17 protein-coding genes and 2 pseudogenes are annotated in these 19,905 nt (G+C 66.9%); 13 read left to right on the top strand and 6 right to left on the bottom strand.

What is annotated here, in order from left to right; translation table 11 throughout:
- Positions 1-366 precede the first annotated feature (366 nt).
- The 4 genes from ACWDSL_RS12385 (at position 367) to ACWDSL_RS12400 (ending at position 5,226) form a co-directional block, all read left to right on the top strand.
- A complete protein-coding gene (locus ACWDSL_RS12385) occupies positions 367-1,545 on the top strand; it encodes a tyrosine-type recombinase/integrase (protein ID WP_450484427.1) in 1,179 nt (392 codons plus the stop codon).
- Positions 1,542-4,274, top strand: coding sequence for a tyrosine-type recombinase/integrase (locus ACWDSL_RS12390; protein WP_450484429.1), 2,733 nt, complete (start codon positions 1,542-1,544; stop codon positions 4,272-4,274). The genes ACWDSL_RS12385 and ACWDSL_RS12390 overlap by 4 nt, the downstream gene beginning before the upstream one ends.
- A complete protein-coding gene (locus ACWDSL_RS12395; RefSeq protein ID WP_450484431.1) occupies positions 4,159-4,734 on the top strand; it encodes a DUF6262 family protein in 576 nt (191 codons plus the stop codon). Before ACWDSL_RS12390 ends, ACWDSL_RS12395 begins: the two co-directional genes overlap by 116 nt.
- Before the next feature lie 81 nt (positions 4,735-4,815).
- Positions 4,816-5,226, top strand: a complete 411-nt coding sequence (locus ACWDSL_RS12400; protein ID WP_450484433.1) for a hypothetical protein — start codon at positions 4,816-4,818, stop codon at positions 5,224-5,226.
- 45 nt (positions 5,227-5,271) lie between these two features.
- Here ACWDSL_RS12400 and ACWDSL_RS12405 read toward each other — a convergent pair whose 3' ends face one another.
- Positions 5,272-5,757, bottom strand: coding sequence for a hypothetical protein (locus ACWDSL_RS12405; protein WP_450484435.1), 486 nt, complete (start codon positions 5,755-5,757; stop codon positions 5,272-5,274).
- 152 nt (positions 5,758-5,909) lie between these two features.
- On the opposite strand from ACWDSL_RS12405, the gene ACWDSL_RS12410 reads away from it, so the two are divergent.
- The 4 genes from ACWDSL_RS12410 to ACWDSL_RS12425 all read left to right on the top strand — a co-directional run bounded on the left by ACWDSL_RS12410 (position 5,910) and on the right by ACWDSL_RS12425 (position 9,756).
- Positions 5,910-6,413 (top strand): hypothetical protein, encoded by a 504-nt coding sequence (locus ACWDSL_RS12410; protein WP_450484498.1) that lies wholly within the window; start codon positions 5,910-5,912, stop codon positions 6,411-6,413.
- A 288-nt stretch (positions 6,414-6,701) separates the two neighbouring features.
- On the top strand, positions 6,702-7,265 hold the full coding sequence (locus ACWDSL_RS12415; RefSeq protein WP_450484437.1) for a hypothetical protein: 564 nt from the start codon (positions 6,702-6,704) through the stop codon (positions 7,263-7,265).
- Positions 7,266-7,787: 522 nt separating this feature from the next.
- Positions 7,788-8,864 (top strand): hypothetical protein, encoded by a 1,077-nt coding sequence (locus ACWDSL_RS12420; protein WP_450484439.1) that lies wholly within the window; start codon positions 7,788-7,790, stop codon positions 8,862-8,864.
- A gap of 1 nt (position 8,865) precedes the next feature.
- Entirely contained in the window at positions 8,866-9,756 is an 891-nt protein-coding gene (locus tag ACWDSL_RS12425; protein WP_450484441.1) for a restriction endonuclease, read from the top strand.
- A 438-nt stretch (positions 9,757-10,194) separates the two neighbouring features.
- On the opposite strand, the gene ACWDSL_RS12430 is transcribed toward ACWDSL_RS12425, so the two are convergent.
- Together ACWDSL_RS12430 and ACWDSL_RS12435 are read right to left on the bottom strand one after the other, a co-directional pair.
- On the bottom strand, positions 10,195-10,560 hold the full coding sequence (locus tag ACWDSL_RS12430; protein ID WP_450484443.1) for a hypothetical protein: 366 nt from the start codon (positions 10,558-10,560) through the stop codon (positions 10,195-10,197).
- 13 nt (positions 10,561-10,573) lie between these two features.
- Positions 10,574-11,827: a helix-turn-helix transcriptional regulator gene (locus ACWDSL_RS12435; protein WP_450484445.1), complete on the bottom strand. Its 1,254-nt coding sequence runs from the start codon at positions 11,825-11,827 to the stop codon at positions 10,574-10,576.
- 305 nt (positions 11,828-12,132) lie between these two features.
- Here ACWDSL_RS12435 and ACWDSL_RS12440 point away from each other — a divergent pair, with 305 nt between their 5' ends.
- The gene (locus tag ACWDSL_RS12440; protein ID WP_450484447.1) at positions 12,133-12,450 is read left to right on the top strand and encodes an ATP-binding protein; all 318 of its coding nucleotides are present in this window, start codon (positions 12,133-12,135) and stop codon (positions 12,448-12,450) included.
- A gap of 710 nt (positions 12,451-13,160) precedes the next feature.
- On the opposite strand, the gene ACWDSL_RS12445 is transcribed toward ACWDSL_RS12440, so the two are convergent.
- A complete protein-coding gene (locus tag ACWDSL_RS12445; RefSeq protein ID WP_450484449.1) occupies positions 13,161-13,922 on the bottom strand; it encodes a phosphoglyceromutase in 762 nt (253 codons plus the stop codon).
- Positions 13,923-14,049: 127 nt separating this feature from the next.
- Between ACWDSL_RS12445 and ACWDSL_RS12450 the strand changes: the two are divergent.
- From ACWDSL_RS12450 to ACWDSL_RS12465, 4 genes and pseudogenes are all read left to right on the top strand, one after another.
- Positions 14,050-14,793: pseudogene (locus ACWDSL_RS12450) on the top strand (MFS transporter); the annotation flags it as partial.
- Between the two features lie 185 nt (positions 14,794-14,978).
- A pseudogene (locus ACWDSL_RS12455) lies at positions 14,979-16,633 on the top strand (IS200/IS605 family accessory protein TnpB-related protein).
- 11 nt (positions 16,634-16,644) lie between these two features.
- On the top strand, positions 16,645-16,878 hold the full coding sequence (locus tag ACWDSL_RS12460) for a hypothetical protein (protein ID WP_450484451.1): 234 nt from the start codon (positions 16,645-16,647) through the stop codon (positions 16,876-16,878).
- 108 nt (positions 16,879-16,986) lie between these two features.
- The gene (locus ACWDSL_RS12465; RefSeq protein WP_450484453.1) at positions 16,987-17,175 is read left to right on the top strand and encodes a hypothetical protein; all 189 of its coding nucleotides are present in this window, start codon (positions 16,987-16,989) and stop codon (positions 17,173-17,175) included.
- A gap of 50 nt (positions 17,176-17,225) precedes the next feature.
- Here the strand turns inward: ACWDSL_RS12465 and ACWDSL_RS12470 are convergent, their stop codons facing one another.
- Positions 17,226-19,229, bottom strand: coding sequence for a M48 family metallopeptidase (locus tag ACWDSL_RS12470; protein ID WP_450484455.1), 2,004 nt, complete (start codon positions 19,227-19,229; stop codon positions 17,226-17,228).
- Positions 19,226-19,888, bottom strand: coding sequence for an RNA polymerase sigma factor (locus tag ACWDSL_RS12475; protein ID WP_450484457.1), 663 nt, complete (start codon positions 19,886-19,888; stop codon positions 19,226-19,228). The genes ACWDSL_RS12470 and ACWDSL_RS12475 overlap by 4 nt, the downstream gene beginning before the upstream one ends.
- Positions 19,889-19,905 lie beyond the last annotated feature (17 nt).

The following is a 19,905-nucleotide window of genomic DNA, read 5'->3' on the forward strand; positions in this document are numbered from 1 at the left end:
TGCTTCCTACTTCTTCTTGCCCTGGGTCTTGCCGGGGATCTTGGTGAGCTGGGTTTTCGCTGGTGATCGCCCTGATCACTCCGCTCTCAGCGGCCGTCATCGGTCGTTGTCGGGCACTGTCGAGCGGCCTCGGACGGCCCAGAGACGGCCCAATAACGGCGGAGCCTCTGCCTTGCCAAGCCGGGCTATCGTGCCGTCGTGACAAGCGCGACGGAGCGTCCCCTCCTCTTCCTCGACGTCGACTTTACCGACCGCGGATAATGCCGCCCGTGATGTCCGTCTGGGCCTGTGACCAGGACGTCACAGGCTCGTTTACCGACCGGGACCGGGACGTCACTTACGTTCCGGAGTCGGTACGGAGGACAAGTGGCACGGCACGTCGTGATCGGAGACCTGAGGGTCCAGCGGATCGAGCGGAAGGACGGGCGGAGATCATGGACGATCGTCTGGCCTGAGGGCACGCTCCACACGGAGGCGGACAGGTTCCTGCGCGAGCATGAAGGCTCGGGCACACAGAAGACCTACGCGTACTACCTGGTGGACCATCTGCGCTGGCTGGAGCGCGAGTGCCTGGCCTTCGATGCGGTCCAACTGCGCGACGTGGAACGGTACATGGGGATGGTCGGCGCCGAGGTCCGCATGCCTCTCGGAGAACCGTGGCGGGTCGGCAAGCGCCCCTACAGCCGCTCCGCGCTATCGACCGCGGCGGCCTGTCTGAAGGGCTTCTACCTGCATCAAGCCTCCCTCGGCACGAACGGCGAGCTCGGCAGGAAGCTCGACAGGTCCCGGCTGCCGGCGCGGGTGGACCGCCGCCGCTCGTTCCTCGGTCACACGAAGTCGCCATTGCCCACGAACCCGCTGGCACCGAAGGGGCCGCACCGCCGGCACCCGAAGATGTTGCCCGACGGGGCGAGAGAGAAGCTGCTGGAGACGGTGAACGCCGCGCGGGACCGGCTGGTGGTCGACTGGCTCGCCGACGGGGGCCTGAGGATCGGCGAACTGTGCGGGTTGCACCTGGTCGACCTGCACCTGCGGGATAACGCGGCCTGCGGCGAATGCCGCACCCCGCACCTGCACGTCTGCCACCGGCCCGGCAACCCGAACCAGGCCGAGGCCAAGACCAAACACCCGTGGCAGGTCACGAGAGGGACGGTCACCGGCGGGCTGATCAAGCGAGTCAGCCCGGCGATGGTGCACTCTTACTTCGAGTACATGACGACCGAGTACCCGCGCGGCACTCGGCACGGCATGCTCCTGGTCCAGTTGCACGGCGCCGATGCCGGCCAGCCGTGGACCCCGGTCGGCGCCCGCCGGATGCTCAGCCGGGCAGGGAAACGCGCTGGTCTGGGGCTGGTGAAGCCCCATGCCTTCCGGCACACCTTTACCTCGGCTGTTCTCGACGCTGCGAACGGCAACACCCTGATCGCCCGGGACGCGGGTGGCTGGGCCTCGGCCGCGATGGTCGACGAGGTCTACGGCCACGTCGACATCCACGATCCGGTCTTCGACGCTGCTCTGCGTACGGTCTGGGGTGAGAACCGATGAAGCGCCGGGACGCCTTCCTGTTGCCCTTGCTGACCTCGCATCAGAACGACACGCGGATCGGCAGAGATCGTTTGGAGATCCTCACCGCGCTGATGAACGCGCCCTCCTTCGACCCTCTGTTTCGCGACGACATCATCCAAATCCCACAGGGACACCAGACCTATCGATGGTTTTGCCGGGTCGGTGGTTGCGAGCGCGCTACCGGCCTCGGCGACTTCTGCCACAGCCATCGAGAAGAGTGGCTCACCGTCGCGAAGCAAGGAGTCAGCCGGTCTGCTTTCCTCAGCACTGCTGAACCTTTGGGCCAATCAACCGATCATTACGGCAATATGTCTTGCCTGATCTGTCCCGAGCGTCCCGCGCGACCGGGTGAGTATCGTCTCTGCGAATTGCACTTCAAGAAGTGGAGTCGGGCGCGAGCTAGAAAAGAAGCCGCACTCGACTTGGATGGGTGGGTCGCCGAGCAAAGCCCTTCTCCGGGGTTCGGGGCCTGCGCGGTACTGGTCTGTCCTCTGTTGGCAGAGTCGCCACTCGGACTATGTCGTCGGCATGGTAACGCCTACCGGAGGGCAGGTGCCCCCGGCGGCGCATCGATTTCGCAGGGATGGTGGCGTGACGACCAAGCCGCAGTCAGTTACACGGACCACAACTGGTTCCAGGCATGGTGCACTGCAGAGACCGCAGTCGCCCTGCCCGCTCAGTTGAACGTGCGTGGCCTGCGTCCGCTGACGCAAAAGGAGATCCAGTGGGGGCTGTTCACTCACACCCAACGGTCGCGTCCAGCTCGTTGGGATGTCATCGCACTCCGCATGGTAGTGAATGCCTGTCGCGAAACAGATGCGACTTCGATCATCGATCTGGACGTTTCCTCCTTGAGCAAGACCGCCACAGGGATCACGAAAGAGATCCTTCACGAGTTGCGTCTGGTCTATTTCACGCGCGAGGAAACCAAGGAGGCTGGATTCATCGAGACCAGACACTTCGGCATCAGCCTCGATCAGCGACTCGGGCATATCAGCCTCACCGGGATCTCCCAACGATGGCTACAGGGAATCGTATGGGATTACTTTGCCGAGATCCTAAGTTCGCCCCGATGCCCCAGCGCTCACAAACTCGACCAAATTCGCCGTGCGATGACTGAACTGAGCGCTTTCCTTGAAGCCGATGCCCCTGGCGGAGGCCACGACCCAGCAGTCTTGACGAAGGAGCACGCCGATCGCTTCGTCGCAGATCAGAGACATCGCGAGCGCCATGGACTCCCCTCTCTGGCCATGGTCCGGTCCGATGGGAAGCCGAGCATCGTCACGACCGGCACGCGGTCGGTGGTCTTCAACCACACGCGCAAGATCCTCCGCAAGGCAATGGACGACGGTGCGACCGGTGCTCTTGGCCTCGCGAGAGAGTTTGTCGTCGCGTTGCCGAACGCCGGCGCCACCGCCTACCCGAAGCGTCGGCGCCCCTTCGCCGACGAGGTGGCACGCGCACTGGCAGACGAGCGCAATCTCGCCGAGCTCACACGCGTCCACGATCCGGATGACGAGGGAGCTCGAGACATCTGGGAGATCGTCGTGGTCACCGGACGACGGTTGGGCGAGGTCATCGAGCTCCGCTGGAACTGCATCGGCCGGCTCAACGGGCTCGCGATGCTCTGGCACGACCAGACCAAGGTGGGCAATTACGACGCGGCCATCCGCATCCCCGAGTCGCTCTACGACCTCATCGCCGACCGACAGCGCAAGACGCTCAGCCGGTTCGCCGACGAACACGGCTACACCCCCGCCGGCAAGGAACGCGACGGACTCGCGCTGTTCCCCACCAACTACCGCAGCACCGACGGAACGATCGCACTGAGCAGACCGTGGTTCTACAGCCGTTTCCGTCCTTGGGTCGACTCCATGGACATCGGCCATTGTGTCCCTCACCAGGCCCGCCACACCCTGGCCACCAGCCTCCTCCGGCAAGGCGCCACCCTCACCCACATCCGTCGCTATCTCGGGCACGTCTCGGACAGGATGGCCGAGCACTACGTCCATCTCTCCGACACTGACCTGGAGAACGTGCTCCAGCACGTGTGGGTTGCCGGCCCCGGTACCGCCACGCCGGGGGAGCTTCTCGCGGGGGACTCGTCCGAGGCGCTCACCAAGGAGCAGGCAATGGCCATCGCCGTCGACCTCGCCCGCCGCAGCACCCCGGCCGAGGGCGGATTCTGCACCTTCCAGCCCGTCGTCGACGGCGGCGCCTGTCCCTGGAACCTGGACTGCCACAACTGCGACAAGTTCGTCCTCTCCGGCGCCGACCTTCTTTACTGGCGGCGCAAGCGGGAGCAGTGGCGGCTGCTGGCGGAGGGTGCCAATAACGACGCCACCGCCGACTACCTCCACCGCTATTTCGAGCCGACCGCCCGCGCCATCGACGGTCTGGAGAAGGCTTTGGCCGGCCTCGGCCTCCTTGATGACGCGCTCGCCCTGGACCTGCGCAAACCGCAGGACTACTTCCATCGCGTGTGGTCCACCGCCTCCGCGCCGCCGATCTCGCCGACGCGGGCAGCAGGGAGCAGGACGAGTACAGCGATACGTGCACAACAGACGGCGACGATCTCGAACAGGACATCGCATGAAGACCGCCAGCCTTCCAGAACCCCGCACGGCAGCTGCCCTGTCAGCCCGTCGTCGCAAGACCGAGACGGCCCTCCAGCGCGTCCACCAGGCCATCACCTGCCTCCGACGTGAGAAAGCCCAGATCAGCGTCGCCGCCGTCGCCCGACGCTCAGACGTATCCCGCACCTTCCTCTACGACAACCCAGAGGCCAGGGCGGCCATCACCTCGGCCATGGCCAAGGCCGGCGAACGCCGGTCCCGGACCCTCGCCGAGCAGGCCGACGAGCGTGAGGCAACGTGGCGGGAACGCGCGCTGAACGCCGAGGACGCCCTCAAGGCAACCCACGCCGAGATCCTGGCTCAGCGCACCCGCATCGGCGAACTCCTCGGTCAAATCCGGGACTTGCAGGCCGAATGGACTGAGGAAGCCATCCAGCGGATCACCACCGAGAACACCACCCTCAAACAGCGGGTCCGCCAGCTCACTGCCGACAACCGCACCCTCGACGAGCGGCTCAAGGCTGCCCGCTCCAACCTCCGCTTCCAGGACCGGCGCCTCGCCGACCTCGAAGCCCAAATCGCTGGCAGCTGAGAACTCAAGGAGTGCCGCTCGGTCCGGTGACCACAGGAAACTCGTGGTCACCGGACCGAGTCGTGTGCCAGGATCCGGCGCATGGAGCCCCACAACGAGTCGGCAGCAGGCGAGGTCCTGCGTCAACGCGGCTGGCGCAAGGCATTTACCGTCCAGGAGATGGTCGACAAATGGGCCTGGCTCGTGGGCAAGGTCGAGGACGGTTACAGCGACCTGGTGGACGAATACACCAACGACCTCTACAGCCGGAACTGGCTGCACGAGGCGTGGCCGATCCTCACTGAGCGCGTGATCGTGCTATGGACCCCGCAGGTCAAGGCCCTCGACGACCGTTTCCGGGCCGCCACCGTCTTCGACGACGGCATCTCGTTGTCACAGTTCCACCGGATCAGCGGATTCGACCCCATCGACATGTGGTGGTGGCGGCGCCACCCGCGTCTGCTCGCCGGCGATCTCGGCCGCTCGCTCCGCTCGGCGGGCGCTACCGACTGATCCTCCGCAATGGAGCCTGCTACGAATCGCGGCCGGCGACCGCAATCACCTGGCCGGCGGCTCGGCCAGGAGGACGACTCGGTCGGCGTCGATGTCGAGGCCGAGCACTGGATGACCATGATCGCCCTCCGGGTCCATGAGCACCGGTTTGCCCAAGCGCCGCCCGATCTCCCGCAAGAAGTCGCAGAACCCATCAAGTCGCTCCTGGCCCTGCAACTCCCGCAGGTCGATGTCGAAGTCGATCTCACCGGCGTCCTGGAAACGGAAGATCGCCAGAACATCGGCAGTCGGCCAGACCCGCAGGTTCGGGCATTCAGCGTGCTCCGGGCGGGACAGCACGGTCTCCGCCCGAGGGACCGGCAGCACGGTCTCGCCTTCGGAGTACTGGCGCTGCCAACCTCTCGCCTCGACAAGATCAAGGACCGCCTGCCAGTCCTCCACCGAGGCATCTGGGACACGCAAGTCCGGCAGAGACCCCATCAAGTCCGGGTCGAAGAAACGGCTCACGTCATCCCACAGCAGATCAGCCACACCGTCATGCTGCCCGGTTCCCCGATCTAACGCAGCCTCGTTTCCCTTGGCCAAAGACATGGGGCCCCGGGTCACTCGGACGGACGACATCATCGACCCCAACTCAGCGTCACGGACATGTAGTCTATGAATCGTCGCAGTTCAGAGCAGGTATCCGAGCTCCTGCGGTCGGTAAAGTCGACGGTCCACTCATCCCGTTCGGTTCATCGTCCTGCCACCCGCAGACCGCTGCCGCCGACTCCTCGACGTTTCCCGATCAGGGGAACCCACTGCTGAAGCGGCTCGACCCTGGGCTCGGATCGCGTCTCATGGCCTTGGGCTGCCGTCTTGTGTGGGCGACGACCTGGATGGAGGAGGCGAACGAGGCTGTCTCCCCACGCATCGGACTGCCGAGGCTGCCCGTGGTGGAGTGGCCGACCCCCTGCGCCGACGAAGGCCCGCGCGGTCTGCACTGGACGACCCGCCGCCTTGTCGAGTGGGCCGACTGCCAGCCGTTCATCTGGGTCGATGACGAGATCAGCGCCATAGACCGCCTGTGGGTCGACGCCAGTCACCTCGGGCCGTCATTGCTTCATCGCGTCGACCCGACCAAGGGCCTCGTGGACGCCGACTTCTTCGCGCTCGCCGACTGGCTCCGTTCCGTCGGGCTGAGATGAGCACCGCATTAGGAGTTCGATCCGGGCCCGCTTCGGCTGCGGTCGGTGACTGGTGGTAAGGCCGGACAGAGTCGCTGGTTTATGCCTCCGTCCGGCGTCGTTGATGTCAGCCGTGGATGTCAGATGCCTTCTGATGCGTAGCTCTGGGCGGATCGGCCAGAGGTCGTACAGGCTGCGGGAAGGGTCGCGGCGGCTGGCCATGGGCAGCAAGCACACTCTGACGTCTCACCGCTCGCGAATTACAGTCCCCACATCCCGGCCCGCCCGCACTGTGGCAAGGTGACCGGCATGGCGACCACACCCGAGATGCGTGAGACATCGCTGCAACTCCTTGGCGTCGACTCCCCGGCCATGGCTGGCCTGTCCAGGGCTCTGCTTTCGTTCGCCGAAGCGCAGCGACGGATGCAGGCCAACCTCGACATGACCGGCCTGTCTCAGTTGATGAGCACGGTGGAGGGGCTCCGTACCCTCAGTCAGGCTCAGCTCATGGCCGGCGCTGCCGCAGTGGAAGAGAGCTACCGGGCCACGGCCGAGGATGACGTTCCCGAGGATCTGTCGGCCGAGCTGGAGGCCGCCGTCCGCGACTTCACCGCCTCGGAAGCCATCGAATACCTTCCGGTCGAGGTGGGCCTCAAGCAGTTTGCTCTATACGTCGGCGCTGTCGTCATGACGTCCTTGATGACGGTGGCATTCTCCAGCGAGACCGCTGACGGCATCCTCGGCAAGTTCCTGGAGCTAAGCGGATTGGTAGCGCTCGTGATGGTCGCCGCAGAGAAGGCACACGACCACGTCACCGGCACCACCACCGAAGCGAACTCCGACGGCGTTAGCGACACCCCCGAGGACAGCTAACCGCTACAGAACCCGGATCGACTGCGCCGGCCCCCAGTCCCACAGGCAGCGCTGTGCGCGGGGGCCCGTGCGCGCGTCAAGCGCGTTGAAGCGTGCGGGTCAAGGACAAGGGCGGCGAAGGCTGGTGGGCTGTCTGCGAGGAGCACCGTGCTTCGTCGACGGTTTTGAACACGGCCCCCCGGTGACCGATGACCTGCACAGCCACAACTGATCACAGGCGGCCGCGTTCTGCGGCCGCCCCATCGATCAACGCTGCGACCTGCTACCGAGCTGTCAGCACTGTCGACGTCGGTCACCATCGAGCGCCCTTCCATGGCCCCAGGACGGCCTGGGGGCGCTTGTGTGTCGGAGTGCAACGGCTTGGGCAGTCTTCCCTTGTTGACGACTGCAAGACTGAGCACGGGCCTATCTGTTTCCTCGCCTCTCCCAGTAACTGTGTCCCCTGCCAACGCGTTGCGCATATGCTGTAGAATCCGCTGCCTGCGTCGTTTATCGCATGCGCGTGACTAAAGGGGTGTAGTTATGCAAAACGGTGTCGAGCGAATCGTGAAGCTCGATCAACTGTTGCTGGATCCGAACAACTACCGCTTCCAGGATGACCCCACATTCCAGTTCGCGCAGGCGACGCGATTCCATGAATCAATGGTTCAGCGTAAGACGTTCGAAAGGATCCGTGGCGAGGGGATCAATGATCTCAAAGCCTCGATCAGGCATAACGGATTCCTGACCTTCGAGCGCATCATAGTTAGGCCCTATGGACGGGGAGATCTCTTTGTTGTAATTGAGGGAAACAGGCGCGTTGCCGCACTGCGCTCCCTGAAAGAGGACTATGAGGCGGGAATCGAGGTGCCGCGGGGGGTTGTAACTGTATTTCAGGAGCTCCCTGTCTCCTGCGTCGAAAGTGATGACTCCGCCCTCCATCTGTCACTCATGGGTATTCGTCATGTGAGTGGAGTGAGGCAGTGGGGCTCCTATCAGAGCTCCAAATTGGTTTCCGAGCTACATGATGAACATGATTTGGAGTTTTCAGAGATCGGCGCGCGTCTTGGTATGTCCACGCGTGAAGTCACTCGCCGTTATCGCGCTTTCAAAGCCCTCCGCCAAATGGAGGAGGATGAGGAGTTCTCGGAGTACTGCGAGCGGCGAATGTATCCAATGTTCCATGAGGCAGTATCTCAGCCGATGATTCGTCAGTGGCTTCAGTGGGACGAGTCGTCTTCAGAGTTTAAGGATGAAGCAAACCTTCGCCACTTCTATGAGTTGATTGCTTCGATTCAAAACGATGAGGGGTTGGAAACCAAAGCAAAGATCACCACTGCTAATGAAGTGCGCGAGCTTAAGACTATTATTGGCTCACCCGAGGCTCGTTTGGTTCTCACCGATCCTAATCGCAGCTTTGCGGAGGCTCTCGCCGTAGCGAAGACTGAGGAGTTGCAGCACGCTTGGACCACTCAGGTAGCTGAGGCAAACAAGGCCTTGGCGGGCATCCCGGCTCTCGAACTGCGGAGGCTTGAGCCGGAACACCTAGCCGTATTGGAGACCCTGAGTCAGACCCTACAGGACGTCCTCGACACGTACCGTCGCCTGGCTCGCTCATAGCATGGCTAGACCCAGATTCAACGTCCTTGTCGACAGGCTGATTGCCTCAGTCGACATCGATGATCCGCCGCGGCATTTAGTAGAGCTGATAACGGCAGCGTACGTGCAACTTTCCGTACCCGAGCTGGATGCGCAGATGTGGGCTGAGGACTCGCTGCGTAGAGTCTCGCAGCGGCTTACCGCTCTGCATAATGAGCTAATTCAAGATGGGCGAAGCCTGCGGTATGCGTTCAACTCATCGGACGTCCTGTATCTGCAAGGGGCATGCTTCATTGAAAGTGGCATAGATGACGAAGATGCGGCTAGCCGTAAACGCCGTCGGAGTGCCACTCACCGTCTGGCTTCAGCTATTGGTCAACTAGAGCCAGCGGAGTTCGAAAAATTGTGCGTTATAGCACTCGAAGGTCTGGGTGCATATGAAGTGAAACTAACCCCTTACAGAGCCGATCAAGGTATCGATTTTTATGGTCGCCTAAGGGTCGGTGGCGCGCTCGCTGATATCGCAGGATACCCACCAGTTTTCGACAAGTTTTGCGTTTGGGTGATCGGGCAGGCCAAGCACTTCGAAGCAACTCAGGTGGCCACTTTCGATCTTCGAGAGCTTGTAGGCTCAGTTCAACTGGCGCGCAGCGGAGAGTACGGCTCCGTCAATGACAGGTATCCGGACATGAAGATTAGGTCTTGTGATCCAATCTTCAGCCTCTTCATGACGAGCGGAACCATCAGTCGAGAAGCTTGGCTCTTGTGCCGCAACAGTGGAGTGATCGCGATCGACGGTGACTCTTTTTCTCACATACTTTCTGAGACGAGTATCGAGTTGGATGCCCCTGGTCTCCAGGCTGTTGAAAAACTTAGGGCATTCATTGCTGAAAAGCAGCCGGTTGTCAGCTGACGTATCAGGTTGGCGGAGCGGCTTTGGGGTGGCGCTGCTTTGGCGCGAGTGATCATGGCCCCGTAAGCTTGCGGCGCGTCGGGCAGTCTGTGGACCTGCCCGGTAAAGCACGACATTGGGGCCATGATCTTCGAGGCTCGCGCCAAAGTGGCTCCGTAAAGCCGTGGAGTCGACCGCCCCAGCCAGGTACCCCTTCTCTGGCATCAGGCGGCTGATTGCTGTGCGCGCGGCACGGGCGCCGGCCGGGCTGGGGCGGGACGTAGGCTGGAGCGCAGGCCCGGCCGGGGGCCGGGCCGCGCGCGGGGAGCGGAGCGAGCCGCCTTGAACCCGTAAAGAAGGTTGTAACTTACCGCTTGCGCTTGGCGTGTCCGGTCCCGGGAGATACATGGCACCTCGAAAGGCGGGGTGGAGTCGGCGCGGTAGTGAGAAGCACTGCGATCAGTCGATGGCGTCCTCGATGGCCTCAAAGATGTCCGCGTCCGTTTCCTTCTGCCAGTCCGGCAGATCCGGCCAGTCCGCGACGTAGCCCGGCTTCGGATCCCCGAAGTACTTGTACATCTGCGCGGTCCAGCAGATGGCTACGAAGCGGCCTTTCTGTTCACGGGTGAGCCGGGTGGCGTGACCGTCGCTGACGGCGAGGAACTGGCGTACCTGTTCGTGAACGGCGCCCGCAGCTTGGCGTTCCCACTCCGGGGTTTCCTCCCAGGGGGTGACGTAGCCGGGCTTGGGCTCGCCCGAGAAGTGCTTTCGTACGCCGGCGATCCAGGCTTCCCGGAACAGGCGTGCGCCGTCGGGGTGGGGCATGGGGTTGCCTTCCTCATGTGGTGGTCAGTGCGGTGATCTCGGCTACCAGATCAGCGATGCGGCCGTCGCGGGCCAGGGGGCTGACGGTGGCTCGCAAGTTCAGGAGCTTTCGGGCGACATACCCGGAGCCGGATTCGTGGGCCAGCCGCAGCGCCTTATAGCCGTACGTGATGACCTGCTGGACATCGCTACGCTTGGCGCCGATGGCGGCCAGGTCCGTCAGGACGGCTGCTCGTCGGCGGTAGGACTGTCCATGGACCAGGGTTACTTGGCGCAGGGCCTCCTGGAGGGTTTCTTCGGCCAGGTCGAGTCTGCCCAGTTGGACGTAGCGGGCGCCGCGTTCCTCCGCGAGGCGGGAGCCGTCGAAGCGGAGCCAGCCGTTGTTGTGGCCGAGGGAGGGCAGACGCCGGACTTCTTCTGCGGTGTCGAGGGCTCGCTCGCAGGCTGGGAGGTCGCCAAGACCCGCGTACGCCTCGGCCTGCACGGCGGCTACCCAGTGGCGGGTGGACAGCGAATGGTCGCCGCGTCTGGCCACCTTTTCGGCGGCGGACAATGTGTGCGCCGCTTCCTGGTAGCGGTGTTCGTACACATCGAGGTAGGCGTGCCGTACTAGGGCACAGGCCCAGAGGTCGTACGAACCCGCGTCCCGGCAGGCGGCTGCGGCCAGGGTGTAGGAAGTCGCGGCTTCGGTGTATCGGTTGCTGTCGAAGGACAGTTCTCCGGCCAGCTGTAAGAGATCGCCCGCGGCAGCGCACATGGGCCGGAACTCCGGCCGGGAGGGACCGGCGAAGGCGTCGTTGAGGTTGGCCAGTTGGTCACGTACGACCGGATACACCGCGCCTTTGGTTCGGGCGAGTTGGTAGACCTGCCACAGGTGGCCGTTCATACGCTGGAAGCCCTGCAAGGACGCGCGGCGCAGGCTTTCGACGAGTTCTTCGGCTTCGTCGTCGGGGGCGGCGGTGAGTGTTCCGGTCACGGCTATCACACGTAGGAACTCACGTCGGATCATGTCGTCGGCGCTCCCCGGGCCGTAGTGGTCGCTGGCCGACGCGCTTGCGGGCTCCTCGGCGGTTCGTGGCTGAGCCAGCATGGCGTCGAGTTCCGCAAGGTCGAGCTGGAGTGCCGCAGCGAGTTCCGGTCGTAACGGAGGCTGAGGCACGGTCTTACCGCTCTCCCAACGGCCGACCGTGGTGCGATCGACGCCGAGGGCGTGGGCGAGTCCTTCCTGACTGTAGCCCAGACTTCTCCGACGCTCGGCAAGGCCCACGCCCGCTCCCCTTCGCGCCCGCCCAATCCCGGACCGCTGCTTCCCCCGTGCACGGTGTGCGTCCAGAGTGCCGCATGGATGCCGTGGAGCGGGGCAAGCCGGGACGGTTCACTCGAACTTGTCACTTACCCCCTTGCCTTCATGGCCAGCCGGAGAGGCCGCTGACGCACATGGTTGTCGACGTAGACCCGGGGCTCGCTTCCCACCAGCGGTACACCTGTCAGTTCTCAAGAGTGCTCGAAAGGACCCCGGCCGAGGTCCGCCGCCTGCTTCGTGTTCTCCTCAGCACTCCGACTTTCGGGCTGGTGGTGGACGAGGTGCTGTTCGTGACCACCGAGTTGCTGACGAACGTCTGGAAGCACACCGACGGACGATGCCATCTGACCGTTCTGACTGGCCCGCACGGTGTTCACGTTCATGTGCGCGACTACTCGACGGATCTACCCATCCAGATCATCGCGGGGAACGACGAGGAGAGCGGCCGGGGCGTCGTCGCCGTCGATCGGTGCGCCACCAGCTTCCAAGTAACGAAGATCCCGGATGGGAAGATTCTGACCGCCTACCTCGCCGTCGGAACGGTGCCGGCGACGGCAGTCGAGGGCCGGGCGGATAGCGACCACTGACAGGAGTGTTGGGGCACGATGACTGGTGCGGCGGCGGGCGGCGGAGCGGCGGATGGTCACCCGGAGCGGTGGACGCTGGACCGATTCGGAGCCTCCCCTACCCCCTCTCAAAAAATCGCTTGCTCTGCATCAAGCATTTTTTTGAGAGGGGGTAGGGGGAGAGTCGATCCCGCCCAGCGGTGCTCGTCTGTCCGTCGCCCCCAGGCCCCGGATCAGCGCACCGCTGGACCGACCGGCCGGCCACCGCGCGGCAGCAGTCGCGGCGCAGCGGAGCGTAGTGACCTCAGCCGCCCACCGGGCCAGGGAATCGGGACACCTGGCCAGGCGCCCCCTTCCCCCCTCCCGCTGGCGCTTTGGACCCGGAGGGTCCGAGACGAAAGCCGCACCCGCGCGAGCCGAATACCGCGAGACGACGCACAGGCACCGCGAAGCGAAGCGCGGCCAACGCGCAACCCAGCGCAGCGGAGCGCTCAAGCCGAACGCGGCGCGCTGTGGGCGGCGGCTTCGGTCAGAACGGTGAAGCGGTCGAGCCGGGCGGGTGGGGTGTCGAAGGGTGCGGGACGGACGACCACCGAGGCACTCGAGAACCCCTGATACAACTTCCCTGAATCCCTCTGACGACCCAGAGGTGGCGCCAATGCAGCAGTAAGCCCCCTGTTCGCGGAGAACCGCAGGCAGGGGGCTTACTCATGGCGCTTGGCAGCGGCAGGCTACTTCTTCTTGCCCTGGTTCTTGACCGCCTCGATGGCCGCCTTCGCGGCCTCCGGGTCGAGGTAGGTGCCGCCCGGCTTGAGAGGGCGGAAGTCGGCATCGAGCTCGTAGGCGAGCGGGATGCCGGTGGGGATGTTGAGGCCCGCGATGTCGGCGTCGGAGATGCCGTCGAGGTGCTTGACCAGGGCGCGCAGCGAGTTTCCGTGGGCGGCGATCAGGACCGTACGGCCGGCCAGCAGGTCCGGGACGATGCCGTCGTACCAGTACGGGAGCATGCGCGCGACGACGTCCTTGAGGCATTCGGTGCGCGGCCGCAGCTCCGGGGGGATGGTCGCGTAGCGCGGGTCGTCGGCCTGCGACCACTCGGAGTCGGCGTCGATGGGCGGCGGCGGGGTGTCGTACGAGCGGCGCCAGAGCATGAACTGCTCCTCGCCGAACTCGGCGAGGGTCTGGGCCTTGTCCTTGCCCTGGAGGGCGCCGTAGTGGCGCTCGTTGAGCCGCCAGGAGCGGTGGACCGGGATCCAGTGGCGGTCAGCGGACTCCAGGGCGAGCTGCGCGGTGCGGATGGCGCGCTTCTGGAGGGACGTGTGGACCACGTCGGGGAGCAGGCCGACGTCCTTCAGCAGCTCACCGCCGCGGACTGCCTCCTTCTCGCCCTTCTCGTTGAGGTTGACGTCCACCCAGCCGGTGAACAGGTTCTTCGCGTTCCACTCGCTCTCGCCGTGGCGGAGGAGGATCAGCTTGTACGGTGCGTCGGCCATGGCGTCGAGCCTACTTGACCGGCCTGGACGCCTCGCTTGACGCACCCGGTCAATCCGGTGGCGCGGGGGGGTGGGTCGGTAATTTGCGGGTATTGCTTGCGCCACTTACCTCACCGGGGGTTGTCCGATGCCCGTTGCCCTACCGTCCGTCGCCAGACTGACACAGACAGCGAGGGAAAGCGTCTCGGGTCTGCCCCGTGCCTTCTGGTGGCTGTGGACGTCCACCCTGGTGAACCGGCTGGGCGGCTTCGTCGCCCCCTTTCTCGCCATGTACCTGACCGTGGACCGCGGCTATTCCGCCACGTACGCCGGTCTGGTCGGCGCGCTGCACGGGCTGGGCGGGGCGGTGTCGGCGCTGGGGGCCGGGGTCATGACGGACCGGCTGGGGCGGCGTCCCACGCTGCTGATCGCGCAGAGCGCGACGGCGGTCAGCGTGACCGTGCTCGGCTTCGTCGAGCATCCGGTCGCGATCGCCGCGGTCGCCTTCTTCGTCGGCATGGCGACCAACGGGTCACGGCCCGCGGTGCAGGCCATGATGGCCGACATCGTCGCCCCCGAGGACCACATACGCGCCTACTCGCTGAACTACTGGGCCATCAACCTCGGCTTCGCCTTCTCCGCGGCCGTGGCGGGGCTGATCGCCGAACACGGCTATCTCGCGCTCTTCCTGGGCGAGGCGATGATGACGCTGCTGTGCGCCGTCGTCGTCTTCGTCAAGCTGCCCGAGTCCCGCCCGGTACGGAAGGGGACGGCGGGGACGGAAGGGGCGGCGGGCGAGCCGGAGATCGGGCTCGGGACCGTGCTGCGCGACCGGCCGTTCATGGCCGTGGTGGCGCTGTCGTTCCTGATCGCGAGCCTCATCCAGCAGGGGTTGTCAACAGGTGGCGGTCGACGGCGCTTGAGCGTGTTCTGGCACGCATGAGTGAGCCCCCGGGCGGCGGGCGCACTCCCCAGGTGGGGAACGAGAGTTCTCGCCTCGAATGCGTGACCTTCGCCAGTGGTGGTCGTTGGGCGTGGTGACGGATTTCTGCGACACCGGGCCAGGAGGTGAACGGAGTGGGGGGACTGCGGGAGGTGGCGGCGCCGTTCGTGGTGCCCGGCCCCTGCGGGGTCGCAATCCGCACCCGGCCCAAGCCCCTGACCGCCGAGGACGAGAAGGTGCTGCGCCTGGTCGGTGACCACCTTGGCTCGCTCGCCTCCCGTGATCTGAAGACCCGGTGCACGGCCGGGCTGAAGCACGACAGCAAGCAGTGGGCGCAGCGCAAGCGTGTCCTGACCGAGGAATCCTCCTCCCGCTGGGCAGGCAGCATCACGAAGGCCACCCATGATCAGTGGGCGCTCGCCCGGCGCGGCCAACTCGCCCACATCCAGAGCCTGGAAGCCGGGGTCGAGACGATCACGCACCGCCTGTCCCTGCCGATCGGCCAGAAGGGCGGCAGGAAGGCTCCGGGCCGCTACCGCAGCAAGCGGGAGTGGCACGCGAAGATGCGCCGCCTGCACATCCTCCAGGACCGGCTTGAGGCAGTGCGGGCGAACAGAGAGGCCGGAGTCGTGCGCGTGGTGCGCGGCGGGAAGCGGCTGCTGAACACCCGCCACCACCTGGAGCAGGCGCAGCTCACCGACGAGCAGTGGCGGGCGCGGTGGCAGGCCTCACGCCGGTTCCTCCAAGACGACGGCGAGTCCGGCAAAAGGTTCGGCAACGAGACCATCCGCGTCACTCCCGACGGCGAAGTCTCCCTCAAGCTCCCCACGCCGCTGGCGCACCTGGCGAACGCCCCGCACGGCCGGTACATCCTCGCCGCGAGGGTATCGTTCGCGCACCGAGGCGAGCAGTGGGCCGACCGCGTCACCACCAACCATGCCGTCGCCTACCGCATCCACGAAGACACAGCACGCGGGCGCTGGTACCTGACCGCGTCCTGGACAATCCCAGCAGTCCAGACCCTCCCCCTGGCGTCGCCCCCCGCCAAAGGACTGATCGGGGTGGACACCAACGCCGACCACCTCGCCGCCTGGCGCCTGGCGCCTGGCGCCTGGCGCCTGGCGCCTCGACCAGCATGGCAACCCCGTCGGCGAACCGCTCCGGTTCGGCTACGACCTCACCGGCACCACCGGCCACCGCGACGCCCACGTCCGGCACGCCCTGATCCGCCTCCTGCACTGGGCCCGACGCCACGGCCTGGCTATCGCGGTCGAAGACCTCGACTTCCAAGCGGAGAAGACCCGCGAGAAGCACGGCCGCCGCAAACGGTTCCGCCAGCTCATCTCCGGCCTGCCCACTTCCAGCCTGCGGGCTCGGCTCGTGAGCATGGCGGCCGAACTCGGCATCCCCGTCATCGCTGTCGACCCGGCCTATACCAGCAAGTGGGGCGCCCAGCACTGGCAGAAGCCCCTCACCAGCAAGAACAGGAAAACCACCCGCCACGACGCTGCCGCCGTGGCGATCGGCAGGCGCGCCCTGGGGCACCCGATCCGGCGACGGACGGCACCGCCCCCGCACGACCGGAGCGATCGTGCGGGGCACCGGACCGCCCAGGCCCGACCGGGCACCCCAGAGCGTGAGGGAAACCGCCCCCGCATCCCCGGACCACGGACACGATCCGTGCGCCGGATGCGGAGCGAACGCGGTCGACCAGAACGCCCAACACCGCTCGGGGCGTTCGGCTGAGCATGAGTCCTGGCAACAGGACTCACTCCCGCTCAGTCTTTAGGAACGGTCTACGTGCTCTCCTGGTCGCTCGCGGCGCTCGTCGCCCCGCTGACGGCCGGGGCGGTGATCGACCACTACGGGGCGGATCTGCTGTGGGCGGGCTGCGCGGCGGTGGGGACCCTGGCCGCGGTCGGGTACGCCTCGCTGATGCGGGCCGTCGGGCCGGGCGGGCCGGCGGGAGGCGTGGGCGATGGTGCGGAGGACAGCGCTGCGGCGGGACGCCGATCTCAGGCAGCACGTCCTTGAGCAGGCAGTTCAAAGTCTGTCGCAGCTTTTCTCAAGACCGGCGGAGCAAGGTGCTGCGGTAAGGCCGGACGGCGAACGTCGTCCGGCCACGCAGCGAAGGAGAGATTCATGCGTATTCGTCGCGCTCTCGCGACCACGGCCGTCGGCACCGCGCTTGCGCTGGGCGTCTTGGTCGCGCCGGCGTTTGCCGCCTCGTCCGACGCGACCACCGCGGCCGACGTCAGGGTCCTGCAGTCCGATCCCGACTGCTACTACCAGGGGCACGACCCATATCCGCCGGAGACCTGCACGGGATGATCTTGCAGCCCGGATGACTCGCTGCGGCGGGCTGAGTCTGCCGTGACGGCTCACGGCGTGTGCCTGGGCACCAGGGACTCGATGTCGAAACTCGGCCGCAGCAACGTCCCCGGCGTCCAGATCGGGGCCGTGGGCAGGGGCAAGGACGGGGCCGTGGTCGGCCAGTCCGAGTACCCGCCCGCGGCCGGGTCGTATGTGCTGGTCGGGGTCACCGACCGCCACCCCGTCCCGGGCGTCCCGGGGTACGTCCGCTCCCCGCGGTTGGCCCACAGCAGCCAGGACACGGCCGTCATCCCCAGCAGCACGGTGAGCGCCAGCACCCGGATACCGGAGATACGTCGCCGTGCGGGTGTGTCTATGCCGGGTGTGATGTTGATCTTGGAGGGCTGGGAGATTTCGGGAGGTCGCCTGTCAGGCCCCTTCGCCCCGTCCGGCGCCCTCTCCCCCGGCAGCGGCGCCTGCTCGTTCACCCCCAGCGCGGCCACGTACAGGCCGAGCCGCTGGGTCTCGCCGGGCAGGCGTACGGCGGTGTCCGCCCAGCCCCGGATCGTCTCGGGCGCGATGCCCTCGGGCGGTACGAGGGTGCCAGGGCCGGTCCAGTTCATCGTCCAGTGCGCGCTCCCCCGCGCGACCAACTGCGCCCCGATCAGCACGTACAGGGCCTCCGCGAGCAGGCCCAGCGGATCTCGTCCGGGCTCGTCGGCTCTCTCCTCTGGCCGTACGCGGCTGCCCAGGGCGCGGGCGAGCGGCATCCGCCGTCCGCTGTCGAGCAGGCGCAGCACCCGCTGGATCGTCAGCCCCCGGGGCGGCTCCCCGGATATCTCCTCGGCCTTCTCGACCGTACGGACCGCCTCCGCCAGCGGCCCCAGCAGCCGCGTCGCCCGGTGTTCGGCCAGCAGCCCGAGCCAGTCCCGCCACGGCATGGTCGGCATGGTCCCCGGGCCGGGGTGCCGGCCCGGGTACAGCGTGCGGGCCAGTTCCACCGCGTACCCCGACGGCACCTCGATGGGCTCGGCGATGCCCTCCTCGCCCGGCCGGTCGGGGAGGCGGGCCAGGCGGCTGAGGCGGGTGGCCAGGTCGGGGTGCGGGTCGTCGCGGTCGGCGGGCCGCTCGGTGGCCCGCGCCCGGAGCGCGGCGAACGGTTCCCGCAGCTCAGGGGCGCCCACCAGCTGCGCGAAGGCGCGGAACGGGTCGTCCGGTACGCGCCCCTCGGCCCGGCGTACGGGGGTGAGGAAGCCCGCCACGAACTCCAGCCATGCCTGTTCCAGCGCGGACGCGGACCGCAGGGCGTCGCCGACCGTCCGCGCCCCGGCCACCCCGGCCGCCTCGCGGTCGGCCTCGAGCTCCTGGCGCCGCCGGACCGGCCGGGTGAGCCGGCGGAAGACGCGTGTGTAGCCGCGGAGCAGCAGCAGGGGCCCGCCCGCGTACATCCGCACCAGGTCGTTGGCCGCCGCCGCGCTCCGGATCGCCTCGCAGGCGGCCGCCAGCCCCGCCGAGCCTCGGTGGGCGAGGGCGCCGAAGCGGCTGTGGCGGCGGGAGAAGTGGCCCAGTTCGTGCGCGAGCACCGCGCGCAGTTCGGCGGGCGGCAGGCCCACCGCCAGGGGCAGGCCGAGGTAGAGGGTGCGGCGGCCGGGCACCAGGCCGAGGAACGAGGCGTCCTCGGTGACGGAGGCGTTGACCTCGGCGGTCAGCCGGATGGCGTCCGGCGGGGCGGTGCCCACGCCGTCGGCCAGCTCCTCGACGGCCGCCCATAACGCGGGGGCCCTGCGGCGGCTCACCCACACCGTGCCCTCCGTCGGCCCGGCGGGCCGCGCGGTGCGCACCACCGCCCACACCATGCCCGCCAGGATCGGCGCGAACGCGGCGCAGGCCAGGATCGTGCTGGTGGGCGGCGCCGTGCTCTCCGGCGCCCCGGCGGCCCACAGCCCCAGCACCAGGAAGGCCAGCCACACCAGGACCAGCAGCGCGACCAGGGCGTAGAAGACGACCAGCAGCACCAGGGCCAGCACGGCCCGGGCGGCGGCGACGGCGGTGGCGACGGGGGCGGCGATCATGTCCGCCCCCGGTCGTCGGGGGCGCCATGGTCGCCCCGGTCGTGAGCGGCGCGCACCCCGTTCAGCAGCCACTCGGCGGCGCCGCGCAGCGCCGTGGACAGCGGGTCGGTCCGTACGCCGGGGACCAGGGAGTCTCCCGGCCGGCCGAGCTCCGGCGAAGCGTCGAGCAACAGGCTGAGCCGGGCGCGGGCCCTGTGCAGATTGCTGCCGACGCTCCCGGTGCTGATGCCGAGCTCGGCGCCGATCTCCGCGTAGCTCATCCCCTCCAGGGAGTGCATCACGACCACCTGGCGCTGGCGCGGCGGCAGCATGCCGAGCGCGCGCAGCACGGCCAGCGCCTCCGCGGTCTCCTCGACGGTGGCTGTGGTGGCGGCCGGTACGGTGAGCTCGACCGGCTTCCACCGGAACCACCAACGCCGGCCGTCGCGCGACAGCTTGCGGCGCATGGTGGTCACGACCCACCCCTCCGGCGAGGCGCACGCCCGCACGGTCGGCCAGCGGCGCATCGCCTCGATGAACGCCTCCTGGACGGCGTCCTCGGCGTTCTGGCGATTGCCGCTGAGCATCACCGCGCGGGCGGCGAGCCAGGGGTAGGTCCGGGCGTAGAAATCCTCGAACTCCTCGAAGTCCGCGCTGCCCTCGAACTCCCCGTTACCCATGCCCGGCCCCCATCGTG

It is taken from the genome of Streptomyces sp. NPDC000941 (genome assembly GCF_053599555.1).